The organism is Sulfurimicrobium lacus (genome assembly GCF_011764585.1).
Lineage (GTDB): Bacteria > Pseudomonadota > Gammaproteobacteria > Burkholderiales > Sulfuricellaceae > Sulfurimicrobium > Sulfurimicrobium lacus.
On the sequence record NZ_AP022853.1, the window covers coordinates 852,858 to 877,110 of the forward strand.

Consider the following 24,253-nt stretch of genomic DNA (forward strand, 5'->3'; position numbering starts at 1 on the left):
AGCCGGCAGAATTGCAACGAGTCCCAGGAGGAATATAAAAGTGCTTCGCCAGGCGAAAGCAAGCGGTAGCGGTTTCATAGTGAGAGCTCCTTGTGGGGCGCTTCACCTTTGCCTTTGATCTCTTGGTAGAACCCGGAATAGTCGATGACATCGATTCTTTTCAGGCGCAGATCAGCTTTCTTGCCTTTAAAAAACAGACTTAGGCTCCCGTTTACATCAAATACCGGCGACAGGAACACCAGGCAACCGTCATTCCCGTCAATCACAGCTACCGCTTCCAGCGTCCTGAACCACTTGGCGTCCACGCCTTCAAGCACGTCCCAGGTTTGCGGCAATGTATCGTCCGCGGTCTTGCGGCTCTTCCCGATCTGCCCTTGGGCGCCGGCGCGAATGACGTCAACGGTCAGGCGGCGGCACGTTGCGATCCGGGAATTGTTTTCTTTTTTCAGGGTTCTGAATGCATTTATGTTTTGCAGGTTGTTGAGCAGCATCAGCGAGACTGCGGGGTAATTCACCTCCGTCAACAACTGCTGATTTTCCAGAACCGGCAACTGCTTGCGCCAGGGACCCGAACCTGTGGTCTTGAATCGCTCTTCAAATTCCTGGATGGACTGCGCAACGCTGCTACCCAGTGCCGCTGGCTTGAACGTATTGGTCCTGAGCCAGTTTGGTACTGGGCTGAGTTCCTTCCCGGGCCGCAGCCAGTCGCCCATCAGCATCTCTGCATCGACCAGGCGCGGGATGTCCTCATCCATCCGCCATTCGGTGATCAGGAAGACGTCGCACCAGGGATTGTAAAATGCCACCAGCGGCTGTTGACGTCCTGCGGCCCCGACTGCATGGACAGATGAACTCATGAAATAGGACCAGCCCATTGCGGGCGGGGTTTCGGCCCAGATGTTCTGGCTGAAGCGCCTGAATTTAGCGACCGCATCATCCGTTGCGAACATCAATAGCGCTTTTTCATAGTCGCCTATGGAAATCTGCTTGAAGCGGTTAACCGCCATCAGCAATGTCGTGAGGCGGACCAAATCAGCCGTGCTCTGCACAGCAGACGCTTCAGGCGGTGAGGCGGAGATGACGCTGGGAGGAGAGGACAAATCGGCACTGAAAGCGGGCGCAGCAAACAGCCAGCCCAACAATGCAACCGTTACGATGGTTAACCTGTTCATGATATGGCCTCGTGCTGATGGGCCTTGACTGGCCCCTGCTGCTTGCACTGGCTCGTTTATGAAAATAAACAGAGCCGCTATATCCTGCTTTTCTTGTTCAGGTGTTCGATGAATTATCGCGTCATGCGCGTTCAGATATGAACGGCAAACGGCGTTATTGGGAATATTGTAGGCGCATCAAAAACGAATGCAATGACTTGCAAAGTGGGCGGCGAAAATAATAACGCCGCATCAAAGCGGCGTTATATCTGTGTCGGCTTCTGGGTGCCGAAGTGGTCAGTCATCGTATCCTGACTTGGGGTGAAGCTAAAGACAATCGATCGTTGAAGTGGCGATAGGCGTCTTCCTCTGCGGACAGGTTTTCTGAACCTGAAACTCGAAAACCACGCTTATTTTATACACCCAATTTCCGCCTGATTCAACCTGAAACTAGCGCCGGGCACTTTCGGACGTCACCGTCGCCGGCAAGCTCAGGGTTGCTTCCGCGCCGCCCTCGGGGCGGTTGGCGAGAAAGGCTTCGCCGCCGTGCAGGTGGGCGATTTCGCGCACGAAGGCGAGGCCCAGGCCGGTGCTCTTGCGGCCGGAATCGGGGCGGCGCAGGGAGTAGAATTTTTCGAACACGCGGTCGAGGGCGTAGTCGGGCACGCCGGGGCCGTGGTCGCGCACCGTGAGTTCGACGCGGCGGCCGGACATGGCGGCGCTCAGCTCGACCGCGGCGCCGGGCGGGGAGAAATCGACGGCGTTGGCGAGCAGGTTGGCCAGCGCCTGGTGCAGCAGGAAAGGATCGCCTTCGACCCGGATGTTGTCCGGCACGGCGACATGCAGGGTGACTTCCCGGCGCCGCGCCGCGTGTTCCAGCGCCGCAGCGGCCTGGCTCGCGAGGACGGCGATGTCCACCGGTTGCACGTCTTCCAGGGTACGGTGCTTTTCCAGGCTGGACAGTTCCAGCAGGCGGTCGGCGAGATCCTGCAGGCGTTGCACCTGTTCCGCGATGTTGGCGCTGAAACGCTGGCGCTGCGCTTCCGGCATGTCCTCGCGCAGCAGCTCGGCGGCGCCGCGGATGGCGGCGAGCGGGCTTTTCAGCTCGTGGGTCAGGGTCTGCACGTATTCCTCGGTGTAGCTGTTGCCGGCCAGCGCGTCGCGCATGTCGCGGAAGGCGGCGGAAAGCAGGGTGGAGAGGCGCCCCAGCAGGCGCCCGGGATGGCGCAGCCCTTCCTGGCGCACCACCCGCAGCAGATCGGCGGAGAGCCCGAAAGGGCGCACCAGCCACACCGAGAGCACCAGCAGCAGGACGATGAAGGCGGCGACGGTGATGAGGCCGACGTAAAGCAGCTTCTGCCGCGCCGATTCCACGCGCAATCCCTGCGAGGCCACCGTCTTGCCCACGCTCACCACGCCGACGATGCCCTCGCCGTCGTGTATCGGCGCAGCCACGTACATCACCGCGGTCTCCGGCTTGTCCGGGTCGGCCCGCGTGGTGCGTGCGCCGTACTCGCCCGCCAGGGTCAGGCTCACGTCGCGCCAGCCGCGGTAATCCTGGCCTTCGTCCTGGCCGGTGGAGTCGTACAGCACCTCGCCGTTGGCGTCGGTGACGTAGACGCGCAGCTCCACGCGGCGCTTGGCCAGGCCGTAGATTTCGGCGGAAAAACGGCGCGAATAGGCGGTCTGCAGCGCGGCGCGCAGGTGCGCCGGGTCGATGCGCCCCTCGCGCATGTCGGTCTCGACCAGCGATGCGAGCAGGTGCGCCGTGTCGACCAGGGATTCTTCGGCGGACTCGCGGTAGCGCGCGTCGAGATCGGTGGATACGCGGTAGAGCAGGAAGGCGACGCCGAACGAGAACAGCAGCAGGATGCCGAGGAAGATGCGGTTGCGGCGGCTCATTTTGGGAAGGGCGATTTAACCACGGAATACACGGAACACACGGAGAAAAGCAATGCAAGGCATGAAATCAGGCCAGAATTCGCAGAGGGGAGTTTGGGATTTTTGTTTTCTTGCCCTTTTCCGTGTCCTCCGTGTGTTCCGTGGTTATAAAGTTTTTTCACAATTACTCACTCTCCTTGAGCGAATACCCCATGCCGCGATGGGTCTGGATCGGGTCGCAGCCGGGCGCGGCAGCGCGCAGCTTGGCGCGCAGCAGCTTGATGTGGGCGTCGACGGTGCGGTCGAGACTCACCTCGGGATGGTCCCAGGCATGGGTCATCAGCTCCTCGCGGGTATAGACCCGGCCGGGGCGTTCGACCAGGGTCTTGAGCAGGCGGTACTCGGTGCGCGACAGTTCCAGCGCATGGCCGTGGAAACTGATGAACTTGCGCTCGTCGTCGATGGCGAACGGGCCGTTGCGCGGCGCAGGCTTTTGCGGCGCGGCTGTCGTTGCGGGCTGTCCGGCGCGGGCCGCACGGCGCAGCACGGTGCGCACCCGGGCGCACACCTCGCGCGGGCTGAAGGGCTTGGAGATGTAATCGTCCGCCCCGAGTTCCAGTCCCACCACGCGGTCGATCTCGCCCGAGCGCGCGGTGAGGAAAATCACCGGCAGGCTCTGGCGGCGCGAAATCTCGCGGAACAGGTCAAAGCCGTTGATGTCCGGCAGGCCCACGTCGAGCAGCGCCAAGTCGAACGCGGATTGCCCCAGCGCCGCCAGCGCGGCCTCGCCGGTGGCGCACCAGACGGCCTCGAAACCGTCGGTGGAGAGGGCGTAGGTAAGGGTGTCGGCGATGGCCGGTTCGTCTTCGATGATCAGGATGCGTTGGGACATATGGTTGCTCGGAATTATGAATTACGAATGTGCATCAGTTCAGATTTGACCAGATGGATAGTGTCAAATGATCCGGCCGTGAATGCCTCAATTCGCCCTTGGGCCTCCAGGTTGAACGCTTTCCGGTGCTGGCTGGTCACGTTCCTTTATGAACCCTTTGCTGAGACCGACGGTGCTGATCTTCTGAACGAGGTCACTTCCGAAAAGGAACAAGCCCCAGGTAACGTCAGCAAATTCCTGTGTAGTGAATGTGATTCTTTCCCCAAGCCTAAACGACGTGCAGTGATCGACGCCCTTGATGCAAAGCCAACTGTCCTTCTCGATCACTCGTCCCAAAACAAGATCGTGCTCTCCATCCTCATCTTTAAGGAGCGTCACCAGTTTGCGCCACTCAACATTCAACGAAGCTTCGTTCGTAATGTCTTTTTCCGTTACTACCCCATTCCTATGAACCAAACAGTTTCGGGCCGAGTTAACGCTAAGAATCTGCCTTAATAACGTAGCCTCAGGCGAGACTGCATGTTCCCTCTGAAGATGCGTGAATTTATCAGGAAGCCCAAGGCGATGAAATGACTTCTCGCCTGAAACGATCTCTCGGTTCCAGTCTTCTCCACGAAGCTGAATGCCACCTTGTTGTTGCTCGGCAAGTTTCCAATACGATAAGACTTCATGGGCAGACTCGACGAATAAGCTCAGCCCCTCAATTGCGTCTCTGAAGCCATTGGAAAGAATCCAGTTTCTGTGATGTTCCATTGCCTCAGTAGGAGTCCACAGGAGCCTTTGGTCGAATGTTGTGGCGAAGGTGCCAAGTGGCAGTCTTAACTGGGAATTATCGTCTGGCGACACCTGGACCTTAAGCGCGACAGAAACTAGATTGATCGTCCATTGCAGCGAGCGCTGCAGTTCCCCGAGGAGTGCGTCGAGATTTACAACGATGTTAAGGGGGCACGGTTCCATTAGGTTCAGCAGTAAGTGTAGGGAGCAACAACAGCCGAAAAGGGGACGGATTTATTTTCTCTTGCCCTATTAGGATGCACGGGAATGGCCAATAAACCTCTGTCCTTTTTCGGGATTTTGTTCTTGCACCTGCCGTCAACACAATCGAAGCTTCGGATGTCTATCGAATTTCGATCACCGCATCACCCGCAGCCAGCATGTCGCGCAGGGCGGGCAGTATTTTCGAAAACGCTTCCAGCAACACCACCTTCCGGCAATTGCCGAGACGGACCCAGACGACCTGGGGCGGGATGCTGCGTTGCGCATTGGCGAATAGCTGAAAGTCCTCGTCCTTGGTGATGATGGTCAGGCCGCGCTCCTTGGCGTATTGCCAGATGACTCTGTCTTCCACCGCGTCCAGCCCGATGTCCTGCACATGGATGCAGTCCCAGCCATTGGCAGCAAGATAACGCGCCAGAGCCAACGGAAGCTGATTGTCGACCAACAATGTCATGCGGCAATCAGGATCGCATGGTCTGTCTGGGCTGCCGCATATTCGAGCGACGCCAGGATGTCGTCCTCTTCGAGGGTGGGGTAATCCTCAAGAATTTCCTGATGGGAGGCGCCGGCGGCAAGCAGTCCCAGGACATCCGTGACGCGAATGCGCATGCCACGAATGGACGGACGTCCGCCGCATTTGCCGGGTTCGATGGTGATTCGGTCGAGCAGACTGGGTTTCATCATTCTTCCAATTAAGGAGTTGGGAACACACACGAGTATGGCGTTTGGACTCTTGCTTAGCAAGAGTCCGGCGCCGTCACCGGATTGCCCACCTACCGGCTTCTCATAGCCTCTCCAACTGCTGCTTCGCATACCCTGCTCCGCTTCCGCCGGGCGCTAGCTCAAGATAGGTTTGATAGGCCTTCTTCGCCTTCTCGCCCTCGCTGCTCCTGGCCCGCGCATCGCCAAGATTGAGGTAGGCGATGGCGCGCGAGGGGTCCATCTTGATGGCGTTTTCGAACCAGCGTGCGGCTTCGGGGTATTTCTCCTGCTTGTAGTAGACGAAGCCGAGGTTGTTGGCGGCCAGGGCGAAGTCGGGGCGCAGCTTGAGGGCTTCGGTGAACTGGGCTTCGGCGGCGGCGTACTGTTTTTCCTTGTAGAGCTGCAGGCCGCGGTCGTTGGCACGCTGGGCGAGTTGGCGCTGCGAGGTGGGCACGGCGGCGGGGGTGACGATCTTCTGTTCGCCGCCCTGCAGATCTTTCACCACCACTACCGGGGCTGCCTTGCCGGATGTTTCGACCGGCGCGCGCGCCGCTTCCTGCTTGCTGTTGAGGGCGATGGCTTCGTTCGAGAGCTGGGCCGTCTGGGCGCCGAGGAATTCGCTTTCGCCCGCCAGTTCGAAGATGAAGTCGCCGCCTTCCGAGCCGGGAAGGCTGCCGAAAGCCGGCGTCTGCTGCGACACGGCGGACACTGCCGGGGCGACATAGGCGGCCAGTTCGGTGGCAGTGATGAGGCCGTCGCCGTTGAGGTCGCCCTTGCCGGCCAAGCCTTGCAGCAGGGTCCAGGTGAACACCGAGTGGCCGTTGGGGCCGCCGTCCGAGACCAGTTGCTCGGCGCCGCCGGCGGTGAGCATCTGGCGCCCGATGCGCTTGGCGTTGTCGCGCAGGAATCCGCCCGAGCCGCCGCCGCGTGTGAGGCCGAGGCCGCTGTAGCAGGCGTCCATGACGAACAGCACGTGCTTGGCGTCGAGGCTTTCGGCGATGTTCTGGATTTCCGTCATGGGGATGGCGTCGGTGGCGAACTGGGCGGGGTCGGAATCGGCCGGCACGATGTAGCCGAGGTCGCGCCCGGAACTAAGTTTGCGCGTGGCGCCGTGGCCGGCGAAGAAGACGAAGACGCGGTCGTTCTTGCCCACGCCGCCGTGCGCCAGCTTGTCGTGGAACAGGGCGAGGATGTTGGTGCGGGTGGCTTCGCCGTTGCTCAGGCCGAACACGCGCTCGGGCTTGAAGCCGAATTTCTCGATCAGGCTTCGGCGTACCGCCTCGGCGTCGCGCGCCGCGTAGTGCAGCTTGGGCCGCTTGGCGTAGTCGTCGATGCCCACCACGATGGCCCAGGATTCGCCGTAGCCGGGGCTGGCGGCGGCCTTTTCGACGGGCACGGCATTGCCCTTGGCGAGGCTGAAGCCGCTGCCGTCCCAGCCGGCGAAGCGGTAGCCTTCGGCGCTGAGGCGGTCGAGGATCGCGGGCAGTGCCTTGACGGTGCGCTCGTGGATGTCGTGGAACAGGATGATGCCGCGCCCCTCCTTGTCCACGGTGCGCAGCACGCGGTCGGCGATGGAGCTGGGCACCGGGTCGGCCCAGTCGAGCGAGTCGATGTTCCACATCACCGACCTGAGGTGCGCCGTCTCCAGCGCGTGCAGTCCTTCGCCGTTGCGCGCGCCGTAGGGGAAGCGGAACAGCGGCGAGCGCTCCGGGTTGACCGCCTTGAGCAGCGCGTCGGTGTTGAATATCTCGGCCTTGAGGGAGTCGCCGGTCTGCTTGGACAGCTGGGCGTGGGTGAAGCTGTGGTTGCCGAGCACGTAGCCTTCGGCCATCAGCTTGCGGCTCACCGCGGCGCGCGGCCCGAGCTTGGGGCTGCCGTCCGGGCCGAGCGTGCCGAGGTTGCGCCCGACGTTGAAGAACACCGCGGGGGCGTTGTACTGCTGGAGTATGGCGACGATCTCGTCGGTGTAGAGCTTGTGCGGGCCGTCGTCGAAGGTCAGCGCCACCACTTTCTTCGGCAGGCCGCGCCCGAATATCTCGCCCTGCTCGTCCTTCGTCGTTTCGTCGGCGGGCGGCGCCTTGGGCGCGGGGTAGGGCAGGACCACGCCGTAGTCCTTGAGGATCTGCTCGCGCGAGTAGAGCTTCTTGAGGTGCGCCACGTAGTCGTCCCAGCGCTCGCGCTTGAGTTCGATGGCGCGCTGGTCGAAGCGGCCGAAAATGCGGCGGATTTCCTTCTCGTAGTTGTGCTCGATTTCGGCCAGGGCGTCGAGGTCTTCCGAGATGCGCTTGTGCATCTTGATGGCGGGGAGCGAAGCGTCGCGCGCCACGTCGGCCTGCAGCGTCTGCAGCAGTTCGCGGAAGGCGAGGCGGTCGGCGTCGTAGAGCGCCGGATCGGATTCGATGTAGTCGAGCAGTCGGCCGATGGCCTCAAAGCGCGCCGGGTCGCGCGAGGCGGTGAGTGCATCGAACGCGTCCTCCAGCCCGGCGATGCGCGCCAGGTTGTCGTGGAACAGGCCTTGCCCGGCCTGGTTGGCGGCCGCCAGTTCGCTGCCGGAGAGGGTTTTTTCGTCGGCCAGCAGGACGATGATCTTGCGGTAGGCGGCGAGGACTTCGCCCAGGCCGGCGCGGATCGCGGTGGTGTCCGGTGCGGTGGAAGCGGGCAGCGCCGCGGCGGTGGCGCCGGGCGGGGCGGGCGGCTTGCGCTGGGTGAAAAGCACGCCGCCGATCAGCAGGGCGACGACAAGGGCGCTAACGCCGATTCGTTTGACAGACACTTGATGCATCCCGGACACGACCGCCGTGGCGGCAACCGCTGGATTGTAATGCCCATGCCATTCTCATGCCAACCAGGCTGTGTGAATGCTAAACTAATATTTTTTGTGGTCGCGGCCACCTGGACATTGCAAAAGTTGATCTCCCATGACCAATAACACGACGCTTCGCAGGAAACGCACTGCGCTATTCGACCCGCGGGTCGAGAAAATCGGCCACGCCACCGCCCGCTTGCACCAGATACTCAAGGAGCTCGGCTATACCCGCAACCTGGAAAAGACCGCCGCGACCATGCCGGACGCGCGCGAGCGGCTGTCCTTCATCGACAAATCCATGCACGATGCCTCGGAGCGGACCATCAGTGCGGTGGAAGCTTCGACCCCTTTGACCAGCCGCAACCGCGCGGTCTGTTGGGAACTATCCGCGCGCCTGGCCGATACCAATTTCAGCGAGCACGACGATCTGGTGGAAGAAACCATTTCGAAGCTGGGCGAAATCGCCGCCGCCGAGGAAACGGTTCACCACAACCTGATGCAGATCATGGAGGCGCAGGAGTTCCGCGATGTGGCCGGGCAGATGGTCAACAAGATCGTGAACGCGGCGGTCGAGATCGAGAACATCCTGCTCGACATCCTCAAGGAATACGCGCCGGACACCAAGGATTCGCTGATCAGTTCCGAAGGGCTGACGGCCGGACCCGGACGCAAGGCCGAAGACAGCGTCAACGGCCAGGACGAAGTGGACGACCTGCTGGCTTCGTTAGGTCTCTAGGAGCCTGTCGGCTGGCAGAAACCGAGATTGCTTCGCTGCGCTCGCAATGACAAGGCGTCAGAACCAGATTTCCGGGTAGCGTCTCGATGCCGGAATGTTGTTGACCACTACCGCCACCGCCAGCAGGATCACGGGCCCAAGGGTGGCAGGCACCAGCACGTACCAGAACCCCAGGTCGTGAATCCCCGCCGAGCCGATCACCGCGATCAGCGCCGTGGCGCCGCCCGGCGGGTGCAGCGTGCGGGTGGCGTGCATCAGGGCGATTGCGCCGGCGACCGCCATTGCCTGCGCGAGCCAGGGATACTGGTGGAACAGCTTCCAGCAAGCGACGCCGACGATGGCCGAGACGACGTGCCCGCCCACCAGGTTGCGCGGCTGGGCCAATGGGCTGCGCACCGCGCCGTAAACGAGTACCGCGGAGGCGCCGAAGGGGCCGAAGAGCAGCGTCAGATCGGTGCCGGCGAAAAACAGGTGGTCCATCCATGCCACGATCGCAATGCCGAGAAATCCGCCGATCCCGGACCAGACGATTTCGGCATTGCTGACCCGCGGCGGGCTGCCGCGCGTGGTGCCGCGCATCTTGCGAAAATATTCGGGGATCTTCACTGTAAGGGTTCCAGGTGGTAAGCGGTAATGAAGTCCTTGCGCAGCAGCATGCCGAGCAGGCGGCCATCGCCATCCACGACGGGTATGCCGCGGCCGTCATGCTGGCGGAACGCGCGGATGATTTCACTGAAGCCGGCATCGCCCGCGACGGTTACCGCAGGGGCGGTCATCGCCTCGCTCACGGGCGTCTCGTGGCAACGGTGCTTGAGCTCGAATGTGTCGTCCAGCATGCTCAGCAGCAATTCCAGGAAAGTATCGACCTTGAGCCGCCGCAGGAAGTCGGTTTCGGTCAACATCCCCGTCACGCGGCCCGTCGTGTCCACCACGGGCAGCGCCTTGTAGCCGGATTTGACGAGCGCCCGTGCCGCCTGGTCGAGCGGCATGTCGGGAAGCAGGGGCTCGATGCCCGTGCGCATCAGGTTTGCCGCCCTGATCTTGCCGAACAGGCGTCCCGCCGCATGGTGGTGGGCAAGGTGATAGATTGCGCGGAAATCTTCCGTGGTGATGTCGAGGTAGCCGGGGATATGCTGCATCGCGTCGAGGATGTCGGCATCGGTCAATTCCAGCTCCGGCACCTCGTCGCCGGCTGAATCCGTCTTGAGATTTTTGCTCGAGGTGTCGTCCATGGCGAGAATTGACCGAGTAATTTGATGGGGATTTATTCTAGCAGCTTGCTGGTCGAAGCAGAAGCCGTGAAATTGACGGTGATCAAGGGTTTTGCGGCAGGAGAAGAACAATTTTCCGCATATCCGATACGATACTTGGATCAAAACATGAACGACAGGTGGATCGGGAGGGAAGAAATATGAAGAAAATCATGGCGATTCTGGCGGCGTTATTGCTCGGCTCCTGCGCATCCTACAGCGGTAGCGGGCTTCAGCCGGATGCGGCGCGGCTGGAGGACGTGCTGCGCGTGATGGGACAGCCCGAAATGCGCTGGCAGGACGCCGACGGGTCTCAGCAGCTCGCCTACCCGCGCGGACCGATGGGCGTTCATACCTTCATGGTGCATATCGGCGCGGACGGCAAGATGCGCAGCATCGAGAATGTGCTGGACTCCAAGCGTTTTGCGCGCCTGCAGAAGGGCATGACGCAGAGCCAGGTGCTCCGCCTGCTGGGGCCGTCGCAACCGGCCTGGACCGTTTATTTCAAGGCGCGCGACGAGCTGGTGTGGGAATGGCGCTACTGCGACGACTGGAACGAGCTGGCGCGCTTCGATGTTTTGTTCGATGGCAGCACACAAACGGTGCGTTCGAGCATGAGCCTGACCGAGTCCCAGATGGGACTGTGCGGCGGAGAGGGCGGCTGCATGTGCGGGCACTGACCGATCCGGATTCCCAACACGCCCTTAAGGAAGCGTTAAGCTCCCTGTTCCAGACTGCTTCCTGTGTTCAACGAACCTGGAGTAATAAATCATGAAATCCATACTGGTCTGGGATATCCCCACCCGTCTTTTCCACTGGCTGTTCGCGCTATCCTTTGTCGTGGCCTACGTGACCGCCGAGGCTGACGGCTGGGCCGCCGTACACGTGTTTTCCGGGCTGCTCATGCTCGGGCTGATCGTCTGCCGCTTGATCTGGGGCTTTGCCGGAAGCCGCTACGCGCGTTTTTCCTCCTTCCTGTTTTCGCCGGTCGCCGGGTTCAGATATTTGCTCGACACTCTGCAGGGCAAAGCCGAGCGCCACGTGGGGCACAACCCGGCGGGCAGCTGGGCTATCTATCTGCTGTTGTTGCTGGGCATCGGTATTAGTGTCTCGGGGCTGGCTTTGCTCACCGCGGGCGAGCAGTTCGAGGACATTCACGAAGTCTTGGCCAATGGCGCTCTCGCAGTGGTGGTGGTGCATATCGTCGGCGTGATCGCCGCCAGCTTCCTGCATCGCGAGAACCTGCCGCGCGCCATGCTGACAGGCTACAAGGAAGGGGACGAGAGCCAGGCTATCCGTTCTTCCCGCCCCGTTTCTGCGATCATGCTGCTGGCGCTGGTGGCGGCTTTCTCGCTGGTGTACTGGAAAGGCTGGGATGCGCAGACGCAGTCGGTAACGCTGCCTTTCCTCAGCCAGCCGCTGGCTCTCGGCGAACATGACGCGAAAGGGGAGGGGCACGACGACTAAATAACGCCCCCGCCCCTGCCTGTCCGACGGTGCTGGAGCCCGCTTCCGGCACCGTTTCTTTTTTTTCTGCCCAGTACATTTGATTGCCCTATTCGGTTTTCCAAGCTATGTTTGTTGCATATGCCAAGCAGCACGAGTGTTTGCAAAACAAGATGGTTTGTCCACGGGAAGGCATGTCATTTGCTTTCCAGCGGATTCGAGCTCTCGAATGGGGGAAACATGAAGATACTTGCCGCAATCCTGCTGTTATTGTTTGCACAGACCGCCTTTTGTCAGGATGTCCACAAAATTGTCGTCAGCGTGCCGGGGCCGCGCAACCTGTCCTATCTCCCCATCGACCTGATTCCCAAAATCGCCGCCGACCGCGACGCGGGCGTCAAAATTCAGCTGCTGCACACCGGCGGCGGCTCGGTGGCCCTCAACAACCTCGTCACGCGCAATGCCGATTTCGCCGTGGCGGGACTGCCTGCCGCGATGTCGCTGCGGGCCAACAACGGCGACGTGTTCGCGGTTGCTGCAGTGGACGACGCGCCGCTGTTCGTGCTCATGGTGCGCTCCGCGCTGAAGGACAAGGTCAAGCGCATCGCCGACCTCAAGGGCAAGGTGATCGGCGTCAACACCAGCACCAAAAACAGCAAGACCACCTCGCAGCAACTCGCCGAGCTGGTGCTGCAGTCCGACGGCGTCGACCTCGACTCGGTGCGCATCGTTCCCGCCGGCCAGAGCTGGGTGGAACAGTCGTCGCTGATGATCACCGGGGCCGCCGATGCCGTGATGGGCGATGAGCCCTTCGCCTCGCGCCTGCTGGCCAAGGGGCAGGTGTTCTTCCTCGCCAACCTGGCAGAGCCGGAAACTGCCAGGAAGATACCCGGCGCAAACTTTCTCCACGCCGCCGTGCTGACCCGCGCCGACGTGATGCAGGATTCGCCCGACAAGGTAGAGAAGATGGTCGGAATGCTGCGCAAGTCGCTGCAATGGATCGCCACCCACAGCCCGGAGGAAGTGGTCGACAAGCTCGGCGTGACCGATCCGGACGAGCGCGCTTCGCTCCTGCTGGCGCTCAATAAATATCCGCGCGCCTTCAGCAAGGACGGCATGTTTTCCACCCGACAGCTGCGCGAAACCGAGCTGTTCTTCCGCAAAACCAGCGCAGGCGATCCGCGCGGGCAAGCGCTGGTTCTCGATAGCATGGTTAACGCGAAATGGGCCGGACGGCGCAAGTAAAGCGCGACTCCATCGCCCGTCAGGCGGCTGTCAGGCTCATTTTCAGCCTGGGGCTGTTCGTCGCGCTGATCGCGGTTTCCACCGCGCAAATCTACAAGACCGCTCTCAGCAAGGCGGCAGAGGAAAGAGCGAGCGATCTCGCTGCCTTTTACCAGTCGCGCCTGGCGCAGCTGGAGCACGACTGGGAGCTGCAGAGCCGGGATTTCAAGGTGCGCATCGAGACCACCCGCATCCTGGAGAGCCCGGAATCGGCCGTGGTCAACCTCCAGGCCTTCATGACGGTGCAGGGCACCAACCGGCGTTTCCAGCACCTGGTCATCGAGGACAGGCAGCGCGCGCCGGTATTCATTTACGGCAGCGAACTGGACCTCGTTACCGTGCCGCTGCAGAAAGCGGAAAGCGCCGGCTGGTATCGCCACCCATCTACCGGCGATCTCTACCGTATTTTCTCCGGGCCGATCTGGCTCGGCGATGCCGGCATGGGACGGTTCGCCGTTTTCTACCGCCTGGACAACGCGCTGCTGCAACAGCTCAGCACGCCCGGCGTGACGCTCGCCGCACTGTACAACACCATCCCCGTGGCGAACTCGACCGGTCAGCGCGGGCTGGAGCAGTCGGTTGTCCAGCCGCTGGTCTCCGACGACGTCGAGCGGCGTGAGGTTCCTTGGAGCGGCGCGCGCGGCGACGCGACCGTGCTGCGCATCGATGCGCCGGTCAAGGCCCTGTTCTCGCGCACCGAACTGGCGCTCGGGGTGAGCGTGATCCCGGTGTTCGACGGTTTCATCCTGTGGCTTACGCTGGGTACCTGGCTGATGCGCCAGGCGCGGCGTATCCGCGATCTCGGCGGGGCGGTCGAGGAGTTTTCGCAACAGCGCGGCGTGACCGATCGGTTGCAGCAATGGATACATAGCGCCAAGGCCGGACACAGCGACGAGATTCACCAGGTCGGCCAGGCGTTCGAAAACATGGTGCAGCAGACCGTCGAGCGCGACGAGGAGCGGCTGCAGGAAGAAGCGCAGCGCCGCCTCGCCGCCATGGTGTTCGCCAACAGCAGCGAGGCCATCCTGATTTCAGACCGGCACAACCTCATCCTGGCGGTCAACCGGGCGTTCACGGAATTGACCGGTTATGCGGAAGCGGAGGTGCTCGGCCAGGACCCCAGAATGCTTTCCGCCGGCAAGGAAAGCCCCGCGTTCTATCACCAGATGTGGGCGGAATTGATGGAAGGCGGGCACTGGAGCGGAGAAGTCCACGATCGGCGCAAGGACGGCACGATCTACCTGAAATGGCTCAGCATCGCCGTCGTGCGCGATGCGGACGGCGCGATCACCAACTACGTCGGCGCTTTCACCGATATCACCGAGCGCAAGGAAGCCGAACAGCGCGTCCTCCACCTCGCCACCCACGACACGCTCACCGGTCTGCCGAACCGCAAGCTGCTGCTGGACCGCCTCGGCAGCGCGATCACCCTGTCGATCCGGGAGCAGCGCCATGTCGGCTTGCTGTTCCTCGATCTCGACAACTTCAAGTGGGTCAACGACTCGCTCGGCCACGCCAGCGGCGACAAGCTGCTGATCGCCATCGGCGAGCGGCTGCAGGGCGTGATCAGGACATCGGACACGGTCGCGCGGCTCGGGGGCGACGAATTCGTGGTGCTGCTGATGCACCCGGATAGTCTGAACGACGTTTCGCACGTTGCGCAAAAGATCATCGACGCGGTCGCCCAGCCGCTGGACCTCAACGGCACCGATTTTCACGTCACCACTTCGATGGGCATCTGCGTCTTCCCCAACGACGGCGACAATCCGGAAACGCTGCTGCAGCACGCCGACACCGCGATGTACGCCGCCAAGGCCGCCGGCCGCAACCAGTTCCGCTATTTCGACACAGCCATGAACCAGAAGGTGCTGGAGCGCATTCAGCTGGAGCAGGACTTGCGCCAAGCGCTGCAAAGAAGCGAATTCGAGGTCTATTACCAGCCGAAGCTGTGTGCCTCAACCAACGATTTCTGCGGGGCAGAAGCGCTCATCCGCTGGAACCACCCGGTGCATGGACTAGTGTCGCCGGCCAAGTTCATCCCGCTGGCGGAAGAAAACGGCATCATCATCCCGCTCGGGGAATGGATCATCCGCTCGGTGTGCGAACAGATCGGCCGCTGGCGCCGAGGCCTGGTTCCGACGCGGAAAATAGCGATCAACCTCTCGGCCCTGCAGCTGGAATCGGATACCTTCGTGGCATCGGTCGACGCCATCCTGAAGGAAACCGGGACGCCGACCAGCCTGATCGAATTCGAGCTCACCGAAAGCATGGTGCTGCGCAGCCCGGACCGCTCGGTCAATACCCTGACCCAGTTCCAGGCCATGGGTATCACGCTCGCCCTGGACGATTTCGGCACCGGCTACTCCAGCCTTTCCTACCTCAAGCGCCTGCCGGTGAACACCCTCAAGATCGACCGCAGTTTCGTCGAAGGGCTGCCCCACGCCAAGGACGATGCGCAGATCGTGCAGATGATCATCGCGCTGGCCAAGAGCATCCGCCTGGAAGTGGTGGCCGAAGGCATCGAGACCGAGGAGCAGATGGCTTTTCTCAAGCGGCTGGGGTGCGACCTGCTACAGGGATACCTGATCGCCAAGCCCATGCCGGCTGCGGCATACGAGAGCCTGCTGCAAGCCAGGACCGCCGGGGGCTGCGATTGCGCGGTGAAATGTTCGCTCTACCCGGCAAGCGATCAGACGCAAGCGTAGTTCCCCCGTCTACCACTTGCGCACGTCGCAGCAATGCTTGTCGTTCGCGGCGAGATTATCCAGCTCGTTCTCTTCCTCGTAATGCATGAAGGCGCGGCGCAGGCGCTCGCTCCAGCCGTTCCCCAGCTGCACGCCGATGGACGCCAGCTGTTCCTCGATCAACTCCGCCGAGGTGTCGAGCAGGTCGTAGTGGATTTCCAGCGAGTCACCACGGGCCGCGACCAGCCTGATGCCCATCACGCCGCGCAGGGCGTTTTCCACCGTGACCGCCTGATCCGGCGAGAGGGGGGTGGCCAAGAGCAGGCGCCGCTTCTTGATGAGTTCGATACCCTGTTGCTTGGGCGCTTTCCGGTCCGGTTCGCCGACATAGAGCAGGGGTTTGGCGAGGAAACGTTGCAGGCACTGCTCCGAGCAGAAGTAGTAGCTGATGCCGCGGTAAACCGTCTGGATCGCGGTGGAGGAAGCTGCTATTTCCATCCCGCAGACCGGGTCCTTTGTCAGGGTATTCATTGCGCGCCCTCCGGATCGAGGAAAATCCTGTAAACATTTGACAAGGCCCGATCCCGATAAATTCCACGCGGCCGGCGCTGTCCGAAAGGGTGCCGAGCTGTTGCGGTTCACGCCCGGGGCCAGTATTCTGGCGAACCTGTCGTGAAGTGAAAAAGGAGAAAACAATGACACGCATGCTATGGATTCTGGCTTTGCAGCTGTTCATCGGCACGGCCTGGGGCGCCGATTACGTGCGTGAACAGAAATGGGCCGACGAGGTCACGCCGGCCGTCGTAACCGGCGACCCGGTTTACCTGGAGGCGCGCAACCACAAATTCCTCACCCTCTTCACCGAAGTGCCCGACGCCAAGGCGGCGCTGGTCATCGTTCACGGCCTGGGCGTGCATCCCGACTGGAACCTGATCGGCGTGCTGCGCACCCAGCTGGCGGACGCCGGCTACACCACGCTGTCGGTGCAGATGCCGGTGCTGAAAAACGAGGCCAGGGGCGAGGACTATCCGCCCACTTTTCCCGAAGCCGCTCAGCGCCTGGAGCAGGCGGTGGCCTTTCTGAAGGCCAAGGGCTACAAGAAAGTCGCCATCGTTTCCCACAGCATGGGTTCACGCATGAGCCACTACTACCTGAGCCGCGCCAAGGGCCACCCGGTGGATGCCTGGGTGGCGATCGGCATGGGCGGGCCGGAGATCTACCGCGGCGTCGCTATCCCGGTGCTCGACCTGTACGGCGAGAACGACCTGCCCATCGTGCTGAAAGGCGCCGCCAAGCGTGCGGCTTCGCTCAAGGCGAACGCGAACAGCGCGCAGATCGTGGCGCCGAAAACCGACCATTTCTTCACCGATCGCGATGCGGAGTTGGTGAAATATGTGAAGGATTATCTGGACAAGGCGCTGGGCGGGTAGCCCATGTGACTCGCCCCCGCTTGCGGCAATAAAAAAAGGCGCAAATCTGCGCCTTTTTTAAATTCGATTGCTCGAAATAAACGATTATTTCTTGGGGATGGCAGCCCAGGCCACGCAGTAGCCAGTGGGGGAAATCTCGGTGTCACCGGCGAAAATCTTGCAGCCGCCGAGGTCCTTGGGCGTTTTGCCCGGAACGAACTGCATGCAGGTCGCGCAGTGCTTGTCGCCCAGCGGCTTGTCCTGGTATTTCATGGAGGTGCGCATTGCTGCATTGGTGGCGGCCATCGCGTTGCCCGACACGGACAGCACTGGAATCATGGCGAGAGCGGCGCCGCCGATTTTAAGGAATTGGCGGCGGGAGGTCTTGATGGTTTCTTTCACGGTCTGTTTCCTTTTCGTAATACGGTTGATGAACCCCCATGCGGGGCTACTCGGGGTACTGTCACATCGGCCCTTCGCCTGAGTCGAGTCCATATCTCCGGGCGGATAAGCCAGCGTTATTATGCGACAATTTTGATAAAACGCATAGGACCTGTAGGTCCAGTTATCCGCCTAATTTCCCTGCATCTGCGGATCTCATTTTGCCTTCTGCCCAGAGTACTGCGAGCCGGCCGCTTCAGCCTGCGCGTTCAAGCCGGATAGCAGTCCCGGCGCCGATAAAGCATAATCGCGAAACTTAAATGAGGGTGAATCTGCATGTTCGACAATTTCAAGATCAGCACCAGACTGATGTTGCTGACGGGCAGTCTGCTTGTGCTGCTGACGATAGTGGGATTCATGGGGTTAAGAGGGGTGTCCGGCACCAGCGAAGGCCTGCGCTCGGTCTATGAAAGCAACACCGTTCCCCTGGTTCAGCTGGGGGAGGTGCTCGACGTGGTCTACCAGTCGCGCGCCCAGGTCATTACCGGCATGAGCGCAAACAGTTCCAGCGCCGCGGACGTGCATTTCCAGGCGGTGGAAAAGGTCAACGAGCAGTTGAAGCGGATATGGGGCGCTTACCGGGCCTCAGTGGTTTCCGCGGAAGTAAAGGAACAGGCCGCGAACTTCGAGCGGGCTTGGGATGCCTACGCCGAATCCGGGAACAGAACCATAGAACTGGCGCGCAGCGGCGCTTATGAAACGGCCAGCGATTTCATGAAAACGGAGTCGGCGAGGAAATTCGACGCTGCCCGGGACGCGCTGCTGAACCTGATGCGCTACGAGAAAGAGACCGCCAGGGATTCCTTCGAGAAAACCAGTCGATCCAACAACACCACCCGGATGCTGGTGCTGATCACCCTGCTGCTGGGTCTGGCCATCGGCGCCGGTCAGTCTTACGGCACCATCCACTCCATCGCCAGCCGCTTGAACCTGATGCAGACGACCATTGGCGAAATCGAACATTCATCGGACTATTCCAAGCGCGTTCCCATCGCCAGCCGGGATGAGCTCGGCCAGACCGCGAAATCGTTCAACGAACTCATGGGCGTGCTGCAGTGGGAGACGGAGGAACAGAAGGCCCTGATCCGGAAGCTGGAGGAAGCCCACAACCAGCTGCTGCAATCGGAGAAAATGGCCTCCATCGGCCAGTTGGCGGCGGGCGTGGCGCACGAGATCAACAACCCTATCGGCTACGTCAATTCCAACCTCGGCAGCCTGGAAAAATACATCGACACCCTGTTCCGGGTCCTGGCCGCCTGCGAGCGTGCCGAGTGCGCCCTGGGCGACCAGCCTATCCTGGAGGAAATTCGTTCCCTGAAGCGGGAGGCGGACTGGGAATTCATCAAGCAGGACATCCTCGACCTGCTCAAGGAGTCCACCGACGGCATCTTGCGGGTGAAGCGCATCGTGCAGGACCTCAAGGACTTCTCCCACGTCGACGAAGCCGAATGGCAATGGGTCGACCTGCACAAGGGCATCGACAGCACGCTCAACGTGGTGCACAACGAACTCAAATACAATTCCGAAGTCATCAAGGAATACGGCGAGCTCCCCCAGGTGGAATGCCTGGCGCACCAGCTCAACCAGGTATTCATGAACATCCTGGTCAACGCCTCGCACGCCATCGGCCCGGACGGTCACGGGCGCATCACCATCCGCAGCGGGACGCAGGACGACAAGGTGTGGGTCGAGATATCCGACAACGGCAAGGGCATCGCGCCGGAAAACCTCAAGCGCATCTTCGACCCGTTCTTCACCACCAAGCCGGTAGGCAAGGGCACCGGGCTGGGGCTGTCGCTGTCCTACGGCATCGTCGAAAAGCACCACGGCAGGATCGAGGTGGAAAGCGAAGTCGGCAAGGGCACGACTTTCAGGATATGGGTTCCGGTGCGACAGTCAGCGGCGTGAGCTTTTCGCCTAATTCAGCAGCCGGCCTTTCCTGGTAATGACGTTGATGTCGACGTATCTGGAGCCCCGGTTGCTCAAGGGGAAAATTCCAGGTAGAAGCCGCCGATATCCATGCTTTTCGTCTCTTTCAGCGCAGCCGTCAGTTGCGCCGGCGTGAAGTCCTTGCCGATGTTCCTCAGCGCGCTGACCAGCATCTTCGCGGCGATGAAGCCTTCCAGCGTGAGGTGGGAAGGCGCTTCGTCACGGTAGATTTCCATGATCTTGCGGTGCTCGGCGACGACAGGTACGGACCAGTTGCTCGGATGGGGCACGACTTCGGAGAGCATGACGCCGGCGGCCAGGTCCTTGCCGGCGATTTCGAACAAGGTCTGGTGGTTGATCATGGAGAGACCGAAAATATAGGCCCCCGCATCCACTTGCCGGTATGCCTTGATGAACTGCGCTGCGGGCAAGGTTTCCAGAATCACGATGATGGCCTGGGGCTTGCTGGCAAGGGTGGATTTGATCGCGGTATCGAGCCCGGCCTGTTCCAGGCCGACCGGGTACTTGCCCGTCAGGTACATGTTCTTGCTCTTCAGCGCGCTCTCGACGGCGGTTAAAGCCGAGCTGCCGTAGCTGTCCGCTGCGTACACCGCCGCGAAACGGGTGATACCCAGGCTGAGGAAATGGCCCACCAGCTTTCGTGCCTCGCTGGCATAGCTGGGGCGGACAAAAAATATGTGGTCGTTGCCCTGTTTCAGTTCGATGCCGGATAGTGGCGCCACCAGGGGGATCTTCGAGGTTTCGAACTCGGCGTTGCGCAACAGCTCGTCCATGCTGCCTTCGCCGAAATAGCCGAAAAGAATGTCGACTTTCTGTTTGCCGAGAAAATTCCTGCTGATCTGGGCCGATTTTTCCGCCGATCCCCCGTTGTCCACGGCGATATGGGAAATTTTCCGCCCATGGATGCCGCCGGTCGAATTGACGTAATCGAAATAAACCTTGGCCCCGGCGAGATAATCCTTGCCGATGTCGCCGAGCGGACCGGAGATGTCGATCGATTGCCCAATCAGGATGTCCCGCGCGACGGCCGGGGAAGCCATGAGGAAAGCGCACGGGAGCAACAGGGCAAGCGCCCAGCCGCGCAGGGCGGAAAGCGTGGTAAGTGGAGTGTTCATGAAATCGCCGGTCTGACAGGTAAGGAGCGGCGAAGTGTATATGGCCTTTGTTACACCATTATTTATGCCCCGGAGCGAGAAACACGCCTAATGGCATATCACGCGGTTTCTGCCGGCATCCTTGGCTTCGTACATCGCCTCGTCCGCCCGGGCAATGACGTATTCGACATCGTCGCCTTCGCCTGCGGTGGTCGCGCCAATGCTGACGGTCACAGGAATGGGTGTTGAGCTGCGCTTGGGCTTGACGGCCATTTCCGCCGTGATTTTCCTGATGCGTTCGGCCACCAGCACGGCGTCCGTCTTGCCGGTCTCGGGCAGCAGCATCACGAATTCTTCCCCGCCGAAACGCCCCATCTTGTCGTTTTCCCGCATCACCGAGCGGCATTGCGCCGCGAAAGACTTGAGCACTTCGTCGCCGGTCGGGTGTCCCCACTGGTCGTTGATCTTCTTGAAGTGGTCGATGTCCATCATCAGGAATGACAGCGGATGTTTGTAGCGCTGCCCGCGCTGGATTTCCTCTTCCAGCAAATCCAGGATGGTGCGCCGGTTATACAGCCCGGTCAGCGGGTCCTCCCGGGAAAGCTTCATCAGGCTGGCCTCCAGCGCCTTCCGCTTGGTGATGTCGGTGAAGGTCCGGACGAACCCCTTCCCCGGCAAGGGGTTGTGCGTCAGCAGGCACCAGCGCGGGTCGCCGTTGATGAGCTGGGGAAACTCGAATTCGAAAGTGGCGGGCTCGTCGAGCTGGTAGATGGCGTAGTCCAGCATTTGCTGGTCCTGCCCGGTCGTCGCGGCCCATGTTCTGAGGATGTCCCGGAAATCGGCACCCACCTCGACCGTCCCGGGCGGAAGCTGAAACATCTCCTCGAAATGCCGGTTGAACGCCAGCGTGCGATAGTCCGGCCCGACCACGACCATGCCCTGGGTGATGTGATCCAGGACGATATTCAGAACGTCCGCTTGCTGGGGGAAGTGGTTCTTGTCGTACGAATTCCTGTTCCCGCCTGATTCATCCGTCACTGAGATCTCCCCGTATCTTTCCGGCTTGCAGCGATGCTTTTATCCCTACCGTTATCATGGCGCGATTATCGGCGCCAGCCAAGTGATAGTTATCGTTCGCGGCGCTCCTCCTGATGTGGAGCTTCACGCCAGAACTTTTTTCTGGAATCGGCTTGATAAGTGTACGCAATATACGTATATTAAAAACATGAAATCCATGTTTGTTGAACTTCCTTCTTTCTCACGCTACCGGGCTGATTACCTGGACGATGAAGGGTTCCGTGGCCTGCAGAGTGAACTCATGAAAAACCCAGCGGCGGGTGACGTGATCGAGGGAACCGGAGGATTGCGCAAGGTGCGCCATTCCGACCCAAGGCGCGGGAAGGGAAAGCGAGGCGGGTTGCGGGTGATCTATTTCTGGTGGGAAGCGGGCCGCCAGTTCTGGCTGTTCACCCTGTACAACAAGGACGAAATGGACGACCTGAGCGCGAAGGAAAGAAAGGCGCTCAGGGAAATGCTGAAACTGGAACTGGAGGCAAGGCGATGAAAAAACGGAATCTGTTTGCGGAGATCACCGAGGGCTTCGATGCACTTGCCGAAGAACGCGCCGGCAAACGCACCTTGCGCACGCATGAGGTGCAAGCGCGGCCGGCGCCGGATGTTACAGCGGAAGAACTGGTTTCGCTGCGCGAGCGGCTGAAACTTTCCCGCCCGGTGTTTGCGCACTACCTGCGGACCAACCCGCGCACCCTGGAAAACTGGGAGCAGGGCCGGGCGAAACCGAATGCCCAGGCTGCACTCCTGATCCGTATGGTGGAACGCTATCCGGACACGGTTGAGCGGCTGGCCGAGGTGTAACGAGTTTGGCTTCGGGCTGCTCGTTCGCAGTGAATGTAGGGCGTCAATAAGCGCAGCGCATTGCGCCGGATTCGCAACATGCGATGCATGCCCGTTGGTTAGTGCGCCCTAAAGTTGGCTGACCTCACTGCCCATTCTTCCAGTGCGCGATAACCTGCCCGATGGCATGGGCTTCGGGGGCGTAGAGTTGCATGGCCCATCCGCAGCCGGCAACCATCAGCGCGGTGAGGGCGAAAGGCCAGATGGTGCGGCGTAGGGCGGTTTCGAGCCAGTGGCGGGTTTCCAGGCCGCGCAGGCGACGGTAGAGGCTGGCGGCGAGAACCCCGTCCACCAGCAGTTCGGCAAACAGCACCGGGGCAGTGTAGACCACCCAGAAGGAGGAGAGCACCAGGGCCGCGAGCATGGCGATGGCGGCCAAGGGTAAGGCGAATTCGTCGGCACCGGAGACGACGTCGAGGGCTTCCCCCACGGGAGCGTCGAAGTCGGGGCTGGAGGATACGGTTTCATGGGCGCCGTCGAAACGTCCCGAGGCGCCACCGCCGCCGAAGTCGCCGCCCTTGCCGCTGTACTCGGGACTCGACCCGCTGCGCCCGGAGGGCAGGTTGGAGATGTCCGGGAAATCGGCATAGTCCTCGGCCCGGGTGCGCAGCCACAGCCAGAGCAGGAACAGGAACACGGCGTAGGCGCAGCCAAGGGTGGCCAGATAGCGCAGCCACATGGTGTCGAAGCCAAAGCTGAGCAGCAGATAGGAGGCGAAAAATCCCGCCCCGCCGGTGATGGATACCAGCAGGAACATTTGCAGACGGGGGAAGCCGTTCCGCTCCAGCTTTTGGCGCAGGCGCTGGATTTCCTTGAAGCGTTCGAAGCGGGGATGGATTCGTGGCGGCATGATGGTTGGCCCTGGCTGTTTATTGCGGCCAGATATCCCGTGCTTCGCATTGGGGCAGTACCTCGGTTTCACCCAAGGCGTCGGCATGCCATGCCTGCATTTCCTCCATTGCCAGGAGTGTGTTCAGGTAGCGTTCCGCCACGCCCTCCAGGGGCACGCCGTAGCTTTTGAAGCGCCAGGCCACCGGTGCGTACATGGCGTCGGCGATGGAGAACTCGCCGAACAGCCAGGGCCCGGACGCGCCGTATCGCTCGCGGCACTGAGTCCAGATTTCGGCGATGCGACGGATGCCTGCGTCCACCTCGTCGCTGATGAATTTCCAGGGAAATTCGGCCTTCAGGTTCATGGGCAGGTTGGCGCGCACCGCCTGGAAGCCGGAATGCATCTCGGCGCTGACGGCGCGGGCCACGGCGCGCGCCTGAAGGTCGGCGGACCAGCCCTTGCCGTCGAGAAATTTTTCTGAAACGTATTCGCAGATCGCCAGGGAATCCCACACTTTCAAGTCTCCATCCACCAGCAGGGGGACCAGGCCGGTGGGTGAATATTGGCGCTGCTTCTCGACCGAGCCCGGCTGGTATAGCGGGATGCGGATTTCCTCGAAGGCCACGCCGCTCTTCTTCATGAACAGCCAGGGACGCAGGGACCAGGAGGAGTAGTTTTTGTTGCCGATGACCAGGGTGGGGGGAGTCATGGGGAATCCTATTGATGGGGTGCTGATGTCGTTTTTCAGTTTAGCGGATTTTTGGTGAATGGGCGTAGCGTTGCGG

Annotated in this window: 24 protein-coding genes; 9 read left to right on the forward strand and 15 right to left on the reverse strand. The window is 61.2% G+C overall.

The features are described from left to right. Positions 1-74: 74 nt before the first annotated feature. The 7 genes from SKTS_RS04355 to SKTS_RS04385 all read right to left on the reverse strand — a co-directional run bounded on the left by SKTS_RS04355 (position 75) and on the right by SKTS_RS04385 (position 8,395). Complete coding sequence (locus tag SKTS_RS04355; RefSeq protein ID WP_173060865.1) at positions 75-1,172, reverse strand: hypothetical protein; 1,098 nt, start codon at positions 1,170-1,172, stop codon at positions 75-77. 429 nt (positions 1,173-1,601) lie between these two features. Continuing rightward, positions 1,602-3,053: a two-component system sensor histidine kinase CreC gene (gene creC / locus SKTS_RS04360; RefSeq protein WP_173060868.1), complete on the reverse strand. Its 1,452-nt coding sequence runs from the start codon at positions 3,051-3,053 to the stop codon at positions 1,602-1,604. Positions 3,054-3,216: 163 nt separating this feature from the next. Further along, positions 3,217-3,924 (reverse strand): two-component system response regulator CreB, encoded by a 708-nt coding sequence (creB, locus tag SKTS_RS04365; RefSeq protein WP_173060871.1) that lies wholly within the window; start codon positions 3,922-3,924, stop codon positions 3,217-3,219. 87 nt (positions 3,925-4,011) lie between these two features. After that, positions 4,012-4,881 (reverse strand): hypothetical protein, encoded by an 870-nt coding sequence (locus SKTS_RS04370; protein WP_173060874.1) that lies wholly within the window; start codon positions 4,879-4,881, stop codon positions 4,012-4,014. A gap of 160 nt (positions 4,882-5,041) precedes the next feature. Continuing rightward, a complete protein-coding gene (locus SKTS_RS04375; protein WP_173060877.1) occupies positions 5,042-5,374 on the reverse strand; it encodes a DUF5615 family PIN-like protein in 333 nt (110 codons plus the stop codon). After that, positions 5,371-5,604, reverse strand: coding sequence for a DUF433 domain-containing protein (locus SKTS_RS04380; protein ID WP_244617432.1), 234 nt, complete (start codon positions 5,602-5,604; stop codon positions 5,371-5,373). Before SKTS_RS04380 ends, SKTS_RS04375 begins: the two co-directional genes overlap by 4 nt. Before the next feature lie 100 nt (positions 5,605-5,704). Further along, positions 5,705-8,395, reverse strand: a complete 2,691-nt coding sequence (locus SKTS_RS04385; protein ID WP_198420420.1) for a polysaccharide deacetylase family protein — start codon at positions 8,393-8,395, stop codon at positions 5,705-5,707. 145 nt (positions 8,396-8,540) lie between these two features. On the opposite strand from SKTS_RS04385, the gene SKTS_RS04390 reads away from it, so the two are divergent. Next, the gene (locus SKTS_RS04390) at positions 8,541-9,164 is read left to right on the forward strand and encodes a protein phosphatase CheZ (protein ID WP_173060883.1); all 624 of its coding nucleotides are present in this window, start codon (positions 8,541-8,543) and stop codon (positions 9,162-9,164) included. A gap of 57 nt (positions 9,165-9,221) precedes the next feature. Here SKTS_RS04390 and SKTS_RS04395 read toward each other — a convergent pair whose 3' ends face one another. Further along, positions 9,222-9,770 carry an HPP family protein gene (locus SKTS_RS04395; protein ID WP_198420421.1) on the reverse strand — a complete coding sequence of 183 codons (549 nt, stop codon included), beginning with the start codon at positions 9,768-9,770 and terminating at the stop codon, positions 9,222-9,224. Next, positions 9,767-10,396, reverse strand: a complete 630-nt coding sequence (locus SKTS_RS04400; protein WP_173060886.1) for a CBS domain-containing protein — start codon at positions 10,394-10,396, stop codon at positions 9,767-9,769. Before SKTS_RS04400 ends, SKTS_RS04395 begins: the two co-directional genes overlap by 4 nt. Positions 10,397-10,575: 179 nt before the next feature. On the opposite strand from SKTS_RS04400, the gene SKTS_RS04405 reads away from it, so the two are divergent. From SKTS_RS04405 to SKTS_RS04420, 4 genes are all read left to right on the forward strand, one after another. Continuing rightward, positions 10,576-11,094 carry a hypothetical protein gene (locus tag SKTS_RS04405; RefSeq protein WP_173060889.1) on the forward strand — a complete coding sequence of 173 codons (519 nt, stop codon included), beginning with the start codon at positions 10,576-10,578 and terminating at the stop codon, positions 11,092-11,094. 91 nt (positions 11,095-11,185) lie between these two features. Then, the gene (locus tag SKTS_RS04410) at positions 11,186-11,881 is read left to right on the forward strand and encodes a cytochrome b/b6 domain-containing protein (protein WP_173060892.1); all 696 of its coding nucleotides are present in this window, start codon (positions 11,186-11,188) and stop codon (positions 11,879-11,881) included. A gap of 219 nt (positions 11,882-12,100) precedes the next feature. Then, positions 12,101-13,105, forward strand: coding sequence for an ABC transporter substrate-binding protein (locus tag SKTS_RS04415; protein ID WP_173060895.1), 1,005 nt, complete (start codon positions 12,101-12,103; stop codon positions 13,103-13,105). After that, positions 13,084-15,849 carry a putative bifunctional diguanylate cyclase/phosphodiesterase gene (locus SKTS_RS04420; RefSeq protein ID WP_173060898.1) on the forward strand — a complete coding sequence of 922 codons (2,766 nt, stop codon included), beginning with the start codon at positions 13,084-13,086 and terminating at the stop codon, positions 15,847-15,849. The genes SKTS_RS04415 and SKTS_RS04420 overlap by 22 nt, the downstream gene beginning before the upstream one ends. Before the next feature lie 9 nt (positions 15,850-15,858). Here SKTS_RS04420 and SKTS_RS04425 read toward each other — a convergent pair whose 3' ends face one another. Then, complete coding sequence (locus SKTS_RS04425; RefSeq protein WP_173060901.1) at positions 15,859-16,359, reverse strand: YHS domain-containing protein; 501 nt, start codon at positions 16,357-16,359, stop codon at positions 15,859-15,861. Between the two features lie 164 nt (positions 16,360-16,523). On the opposite strand from SKTS_RS04425, the gene SKTS_RS04430 reads away from it, so the two are divergent. Beyond that, positions 16,524-17,258: an alpha/beta fold hydrolase gene (locus SKTS_RS04430; RefSeq protein WP_173060904.1), complete on the forward strand. Its 735-nt coding sequence runs from the start codon at positions 16,524-16,526 to the stop codon at positions 17,256-17,258. Positions 17,259-17,342: 84 nt separating this feature from the next. Here the strand turns inward: SKTS_RS04430 and SKTS_RS04435 are convergent, their stop codons facing one another. Beyond that, the gene (locus SKTS_RS04435; RefSeq protein WP_173060907.1) at positions 17,343-17,639 is read right to left on the reverse strand and encodes a high-potential iron-sulfur protein; all 297 of its coding nucleotides are present in this window, start codon (positions 17,637-17,639) and stop codon (positions 17,343-17,345) included. A gap of 315 nt (positions 17,640-17,954) precedes the next feature. Between SKTS_RS04435 and SKTS_RS04440 the strand changes: the two genes are divergently transcribed. Beyond that, entirely contained in the window at positions 17,955-19,586 is a 1,632-nt protein-coding gene (locus SKTS_RS04440) for an MCP four helix bundle domain-containing protein (protein WP_244617433.1), read from the forward strand. A 74-nt stretch (positions 19,587-19,660) separates the two neighbouring features. Here the strand turns inward: SKTS_RS04440 and SKTS_RS04445 are convergent, their stop codons facing one another. Beyond that, positions 19,661-20,743, reverse strand: a complete 1,083-nt coding sequence (locus SKTS_RS04445) for an ABC transporter substrate-binding protein (protein WP_173060910.1) — start codon at positions 20,741-20,743, stop codon at positions 19,661-19,663. 87 nt (positions 20,744-20,830) lie between these two features. After that, positions 20,831-21,760, reverse strand: coding sequence for a sensor domain-containing diguanylate cyclase (locus SKTS_RS04450; RefSeq protein ID WP_173060913.1), 930 nt, complete (start codon positions 21,758-21,760; stop codon positions 20,831-20,833). Between SKTS_RS04450 and SKTS_RS18795 the strand changes: the two genes are divergently transcribed. Both SKTS_RS18795 and SKTS_RS04460 read left to right on the forward strand, forming a co-directional pair. After that, on the forward strand, positions 21,720-22,286 hold the full coding sequence (locus tag SKTS_RS18795) for a type II toxin-antitoxin system RelE/ParE family toxin (RefSeq protein WP_198420422.1): 567 nt from the start codon (positions 21,720-21,722) through the stop codon (positions 22,284-22,286). The two genes, SKTS_RS04450 and SKTS_RS18795, sit on opposite strands and share 41 nt — an antisense overlap. Further along, entirely contained in the window at positions 22,283-22,597 is a 315-nt protein-coding gene (locus tag SKTS_RS04460; protein ID WP_173060916.1) for a helix-turn-helix domain-containing protein, read from the forward strand. Before SKTS_RS18795 ends, SKTS_RS04460 begins: the two co-directional genes overlap by 4 nt. A gap of 124 nt (positions 22,598-22,721) precedes the next feature. On the opposite strand, the gene SKTS_RS04465 is transcribed toward SKTS_RS04460, so the two are convergent. Together SKTS_RS04465 and SKTS_RS04470 are read right to left on the reverse strand one after the other, a co-directional pair. Further along, the gene (locus SKTS_RS04465) at positions 22,722-23,486 is read right to left on the reverse strand and encodes a hypothetical protein (protein WP_198420423.1); all 765 of its coding nucleotides are present in this window, start codon (positions 23,484-23,486) and stop codon (positions 22,722-22,724) included. Between the two features lie 19 nt (positions 23,487-23,505). Next, positions 23,506-24,177: a glutathione S-transferase family protein gene (locus SKTS_RS04470; RefSeq protein WP_173060920.1), complete on the reverse strand. Its 672-nt coding sequence runs from the start codon at positions 24,175-24,177 to the stop codon at positions 23,506-23,508. Positions 24,178-24,253 lie beyond the last annotated feature (76 nt).

Bases quoted from the DNA above. Each gene is read 5' to 3' on its own strand.
- creC (WP_173060868.1), bottom strand. From the start codon at position 3,053: ATGAGCCGCCGCAACCGCATCTTCCTCGGCATCCTGCTGCTGTTCTCG.
- SKTS_RS04415 (WP_173060895.1), top strand. From the start codon at position 12,101: ATGAAGATACTTGCCGCAATCCTGCTGTTATTGTTTGCACAGACCGCC.
- SKTS_RS04430 (WP_173060904.1), top strand. From the start codon at position 16,524: ATGACACGCATGCTATGGATTCTGGCTTTGCAGCTGTTCATCGGCACG.
- SKTS_RS04375 (WP_173060877.1), bottom strand. From the start codon at position 5,374: ATGACATTGTTGGTCGACAATCAGCTTCCGTTGGCTCTGGCGCGTTAT.
- SKTS_RS04420 (WP_173060898.1), top strand. From the start codon at position 13,084: ATGGGCCGGACGGCGCAAGTAAAGCGCGACTCCATCGCCCGTCAGGCG.
- SKTS_RS04465 (WP_198420423.1), bottom strand. From the start codon at position 23,486: ATGCCGCCACGAATCCATCCCCGCTTCGAACGCTTCAAGGAAATCCAG.
- SKTS_RS04445 (WP_173060910.1), bottom strand. From the start codon at position 20,743: ATGAACACTCCACTTACCACGCTTTCCGCCCTGCGCGGCTGGGCGCTT.
- SKTS_RS04440 (WP_244617433.1), top strand. From the start codon at position 17,955: ATGTTCGACAATTTCAAGATCAGCACCAGACTGATGTTGCTGACGGGC.
- SKTS_RS04380 (WP_244617432.1), bottom strand. From the start codon at position 5,604: ATGATGAAACCCAGTCTGCTCGACCGAATCACCATCGAACCCGGCAAA.
- SKTS_RS04390 (WP_173060883.1), top strand. From the start codon at position 8,541: ATGACCAATAACACGACGCTTCGCAGGAAACGCACTGCGCTATTCGAC.
- creB (WP_173060871.1), bottom strand. From the start codon at position 3,924: ATGTCCCAACGCATCCTGATCATCGAAGACGAACCGGCCATCGCCGAC.
- SKTS_RS04355 (WP_173060865.1), bottom strand. From the start codon at position 1,172: ATGAACAGGTTAACCATCGTAACGGTTGCATTGTTGGGCTGGCTGTTT.
- SKTS_RS04470 (WP_173060920.1), bottom strand. From the start codon at position 24,177: ATGACTCCCCCCACCCTGGTCATCGGCAACAAAAACTACTCCTCCTGG.
- SKTS_RS04405 (WP_173060889.1), top strand. From the start codon at position 10,576: ATGAAGAAAATCATGGCGATTCTGGCGGCGTTATTGCTCGGCTCCTGC.
- SKTS_RS04425 (WP_173060901.1), bottom strand. From the start codon at position 16,359: ATGAATACCCTGACAAAGGACCCGGTCTGCGGGATGGAAATAGCAGCT.
- SKTS_RS04400 (WP_173060886.1), bottom strand. From the start codon at position 10,396: ATGGACGACACCTCGAGCAAAAATCTCAAGACGGATTCAGCCGGCGAC.
- SKTS_RS04410 (WP_173060892.1), top strand. From the start codon at position 11,186: ATGAAATCCATACTGGTCTGGGATATCCCCACCCGTCTTTTCCACTGG.
- SKTS_RS04460 (WP_173060916.1), top strand. From the start codon at position 22,283: ATGAAAAAACGGAATCTGTTTGCGGAGATCACCGAGGGCTTCGATGCA.
- SKTS_RS04370 (WP_173060874.1), bottom strand. From the start codon at position 4,881: ATGGAACCGTGCCCCCTTAACATCGTTGTAAATCTCGACGCACTCCTC.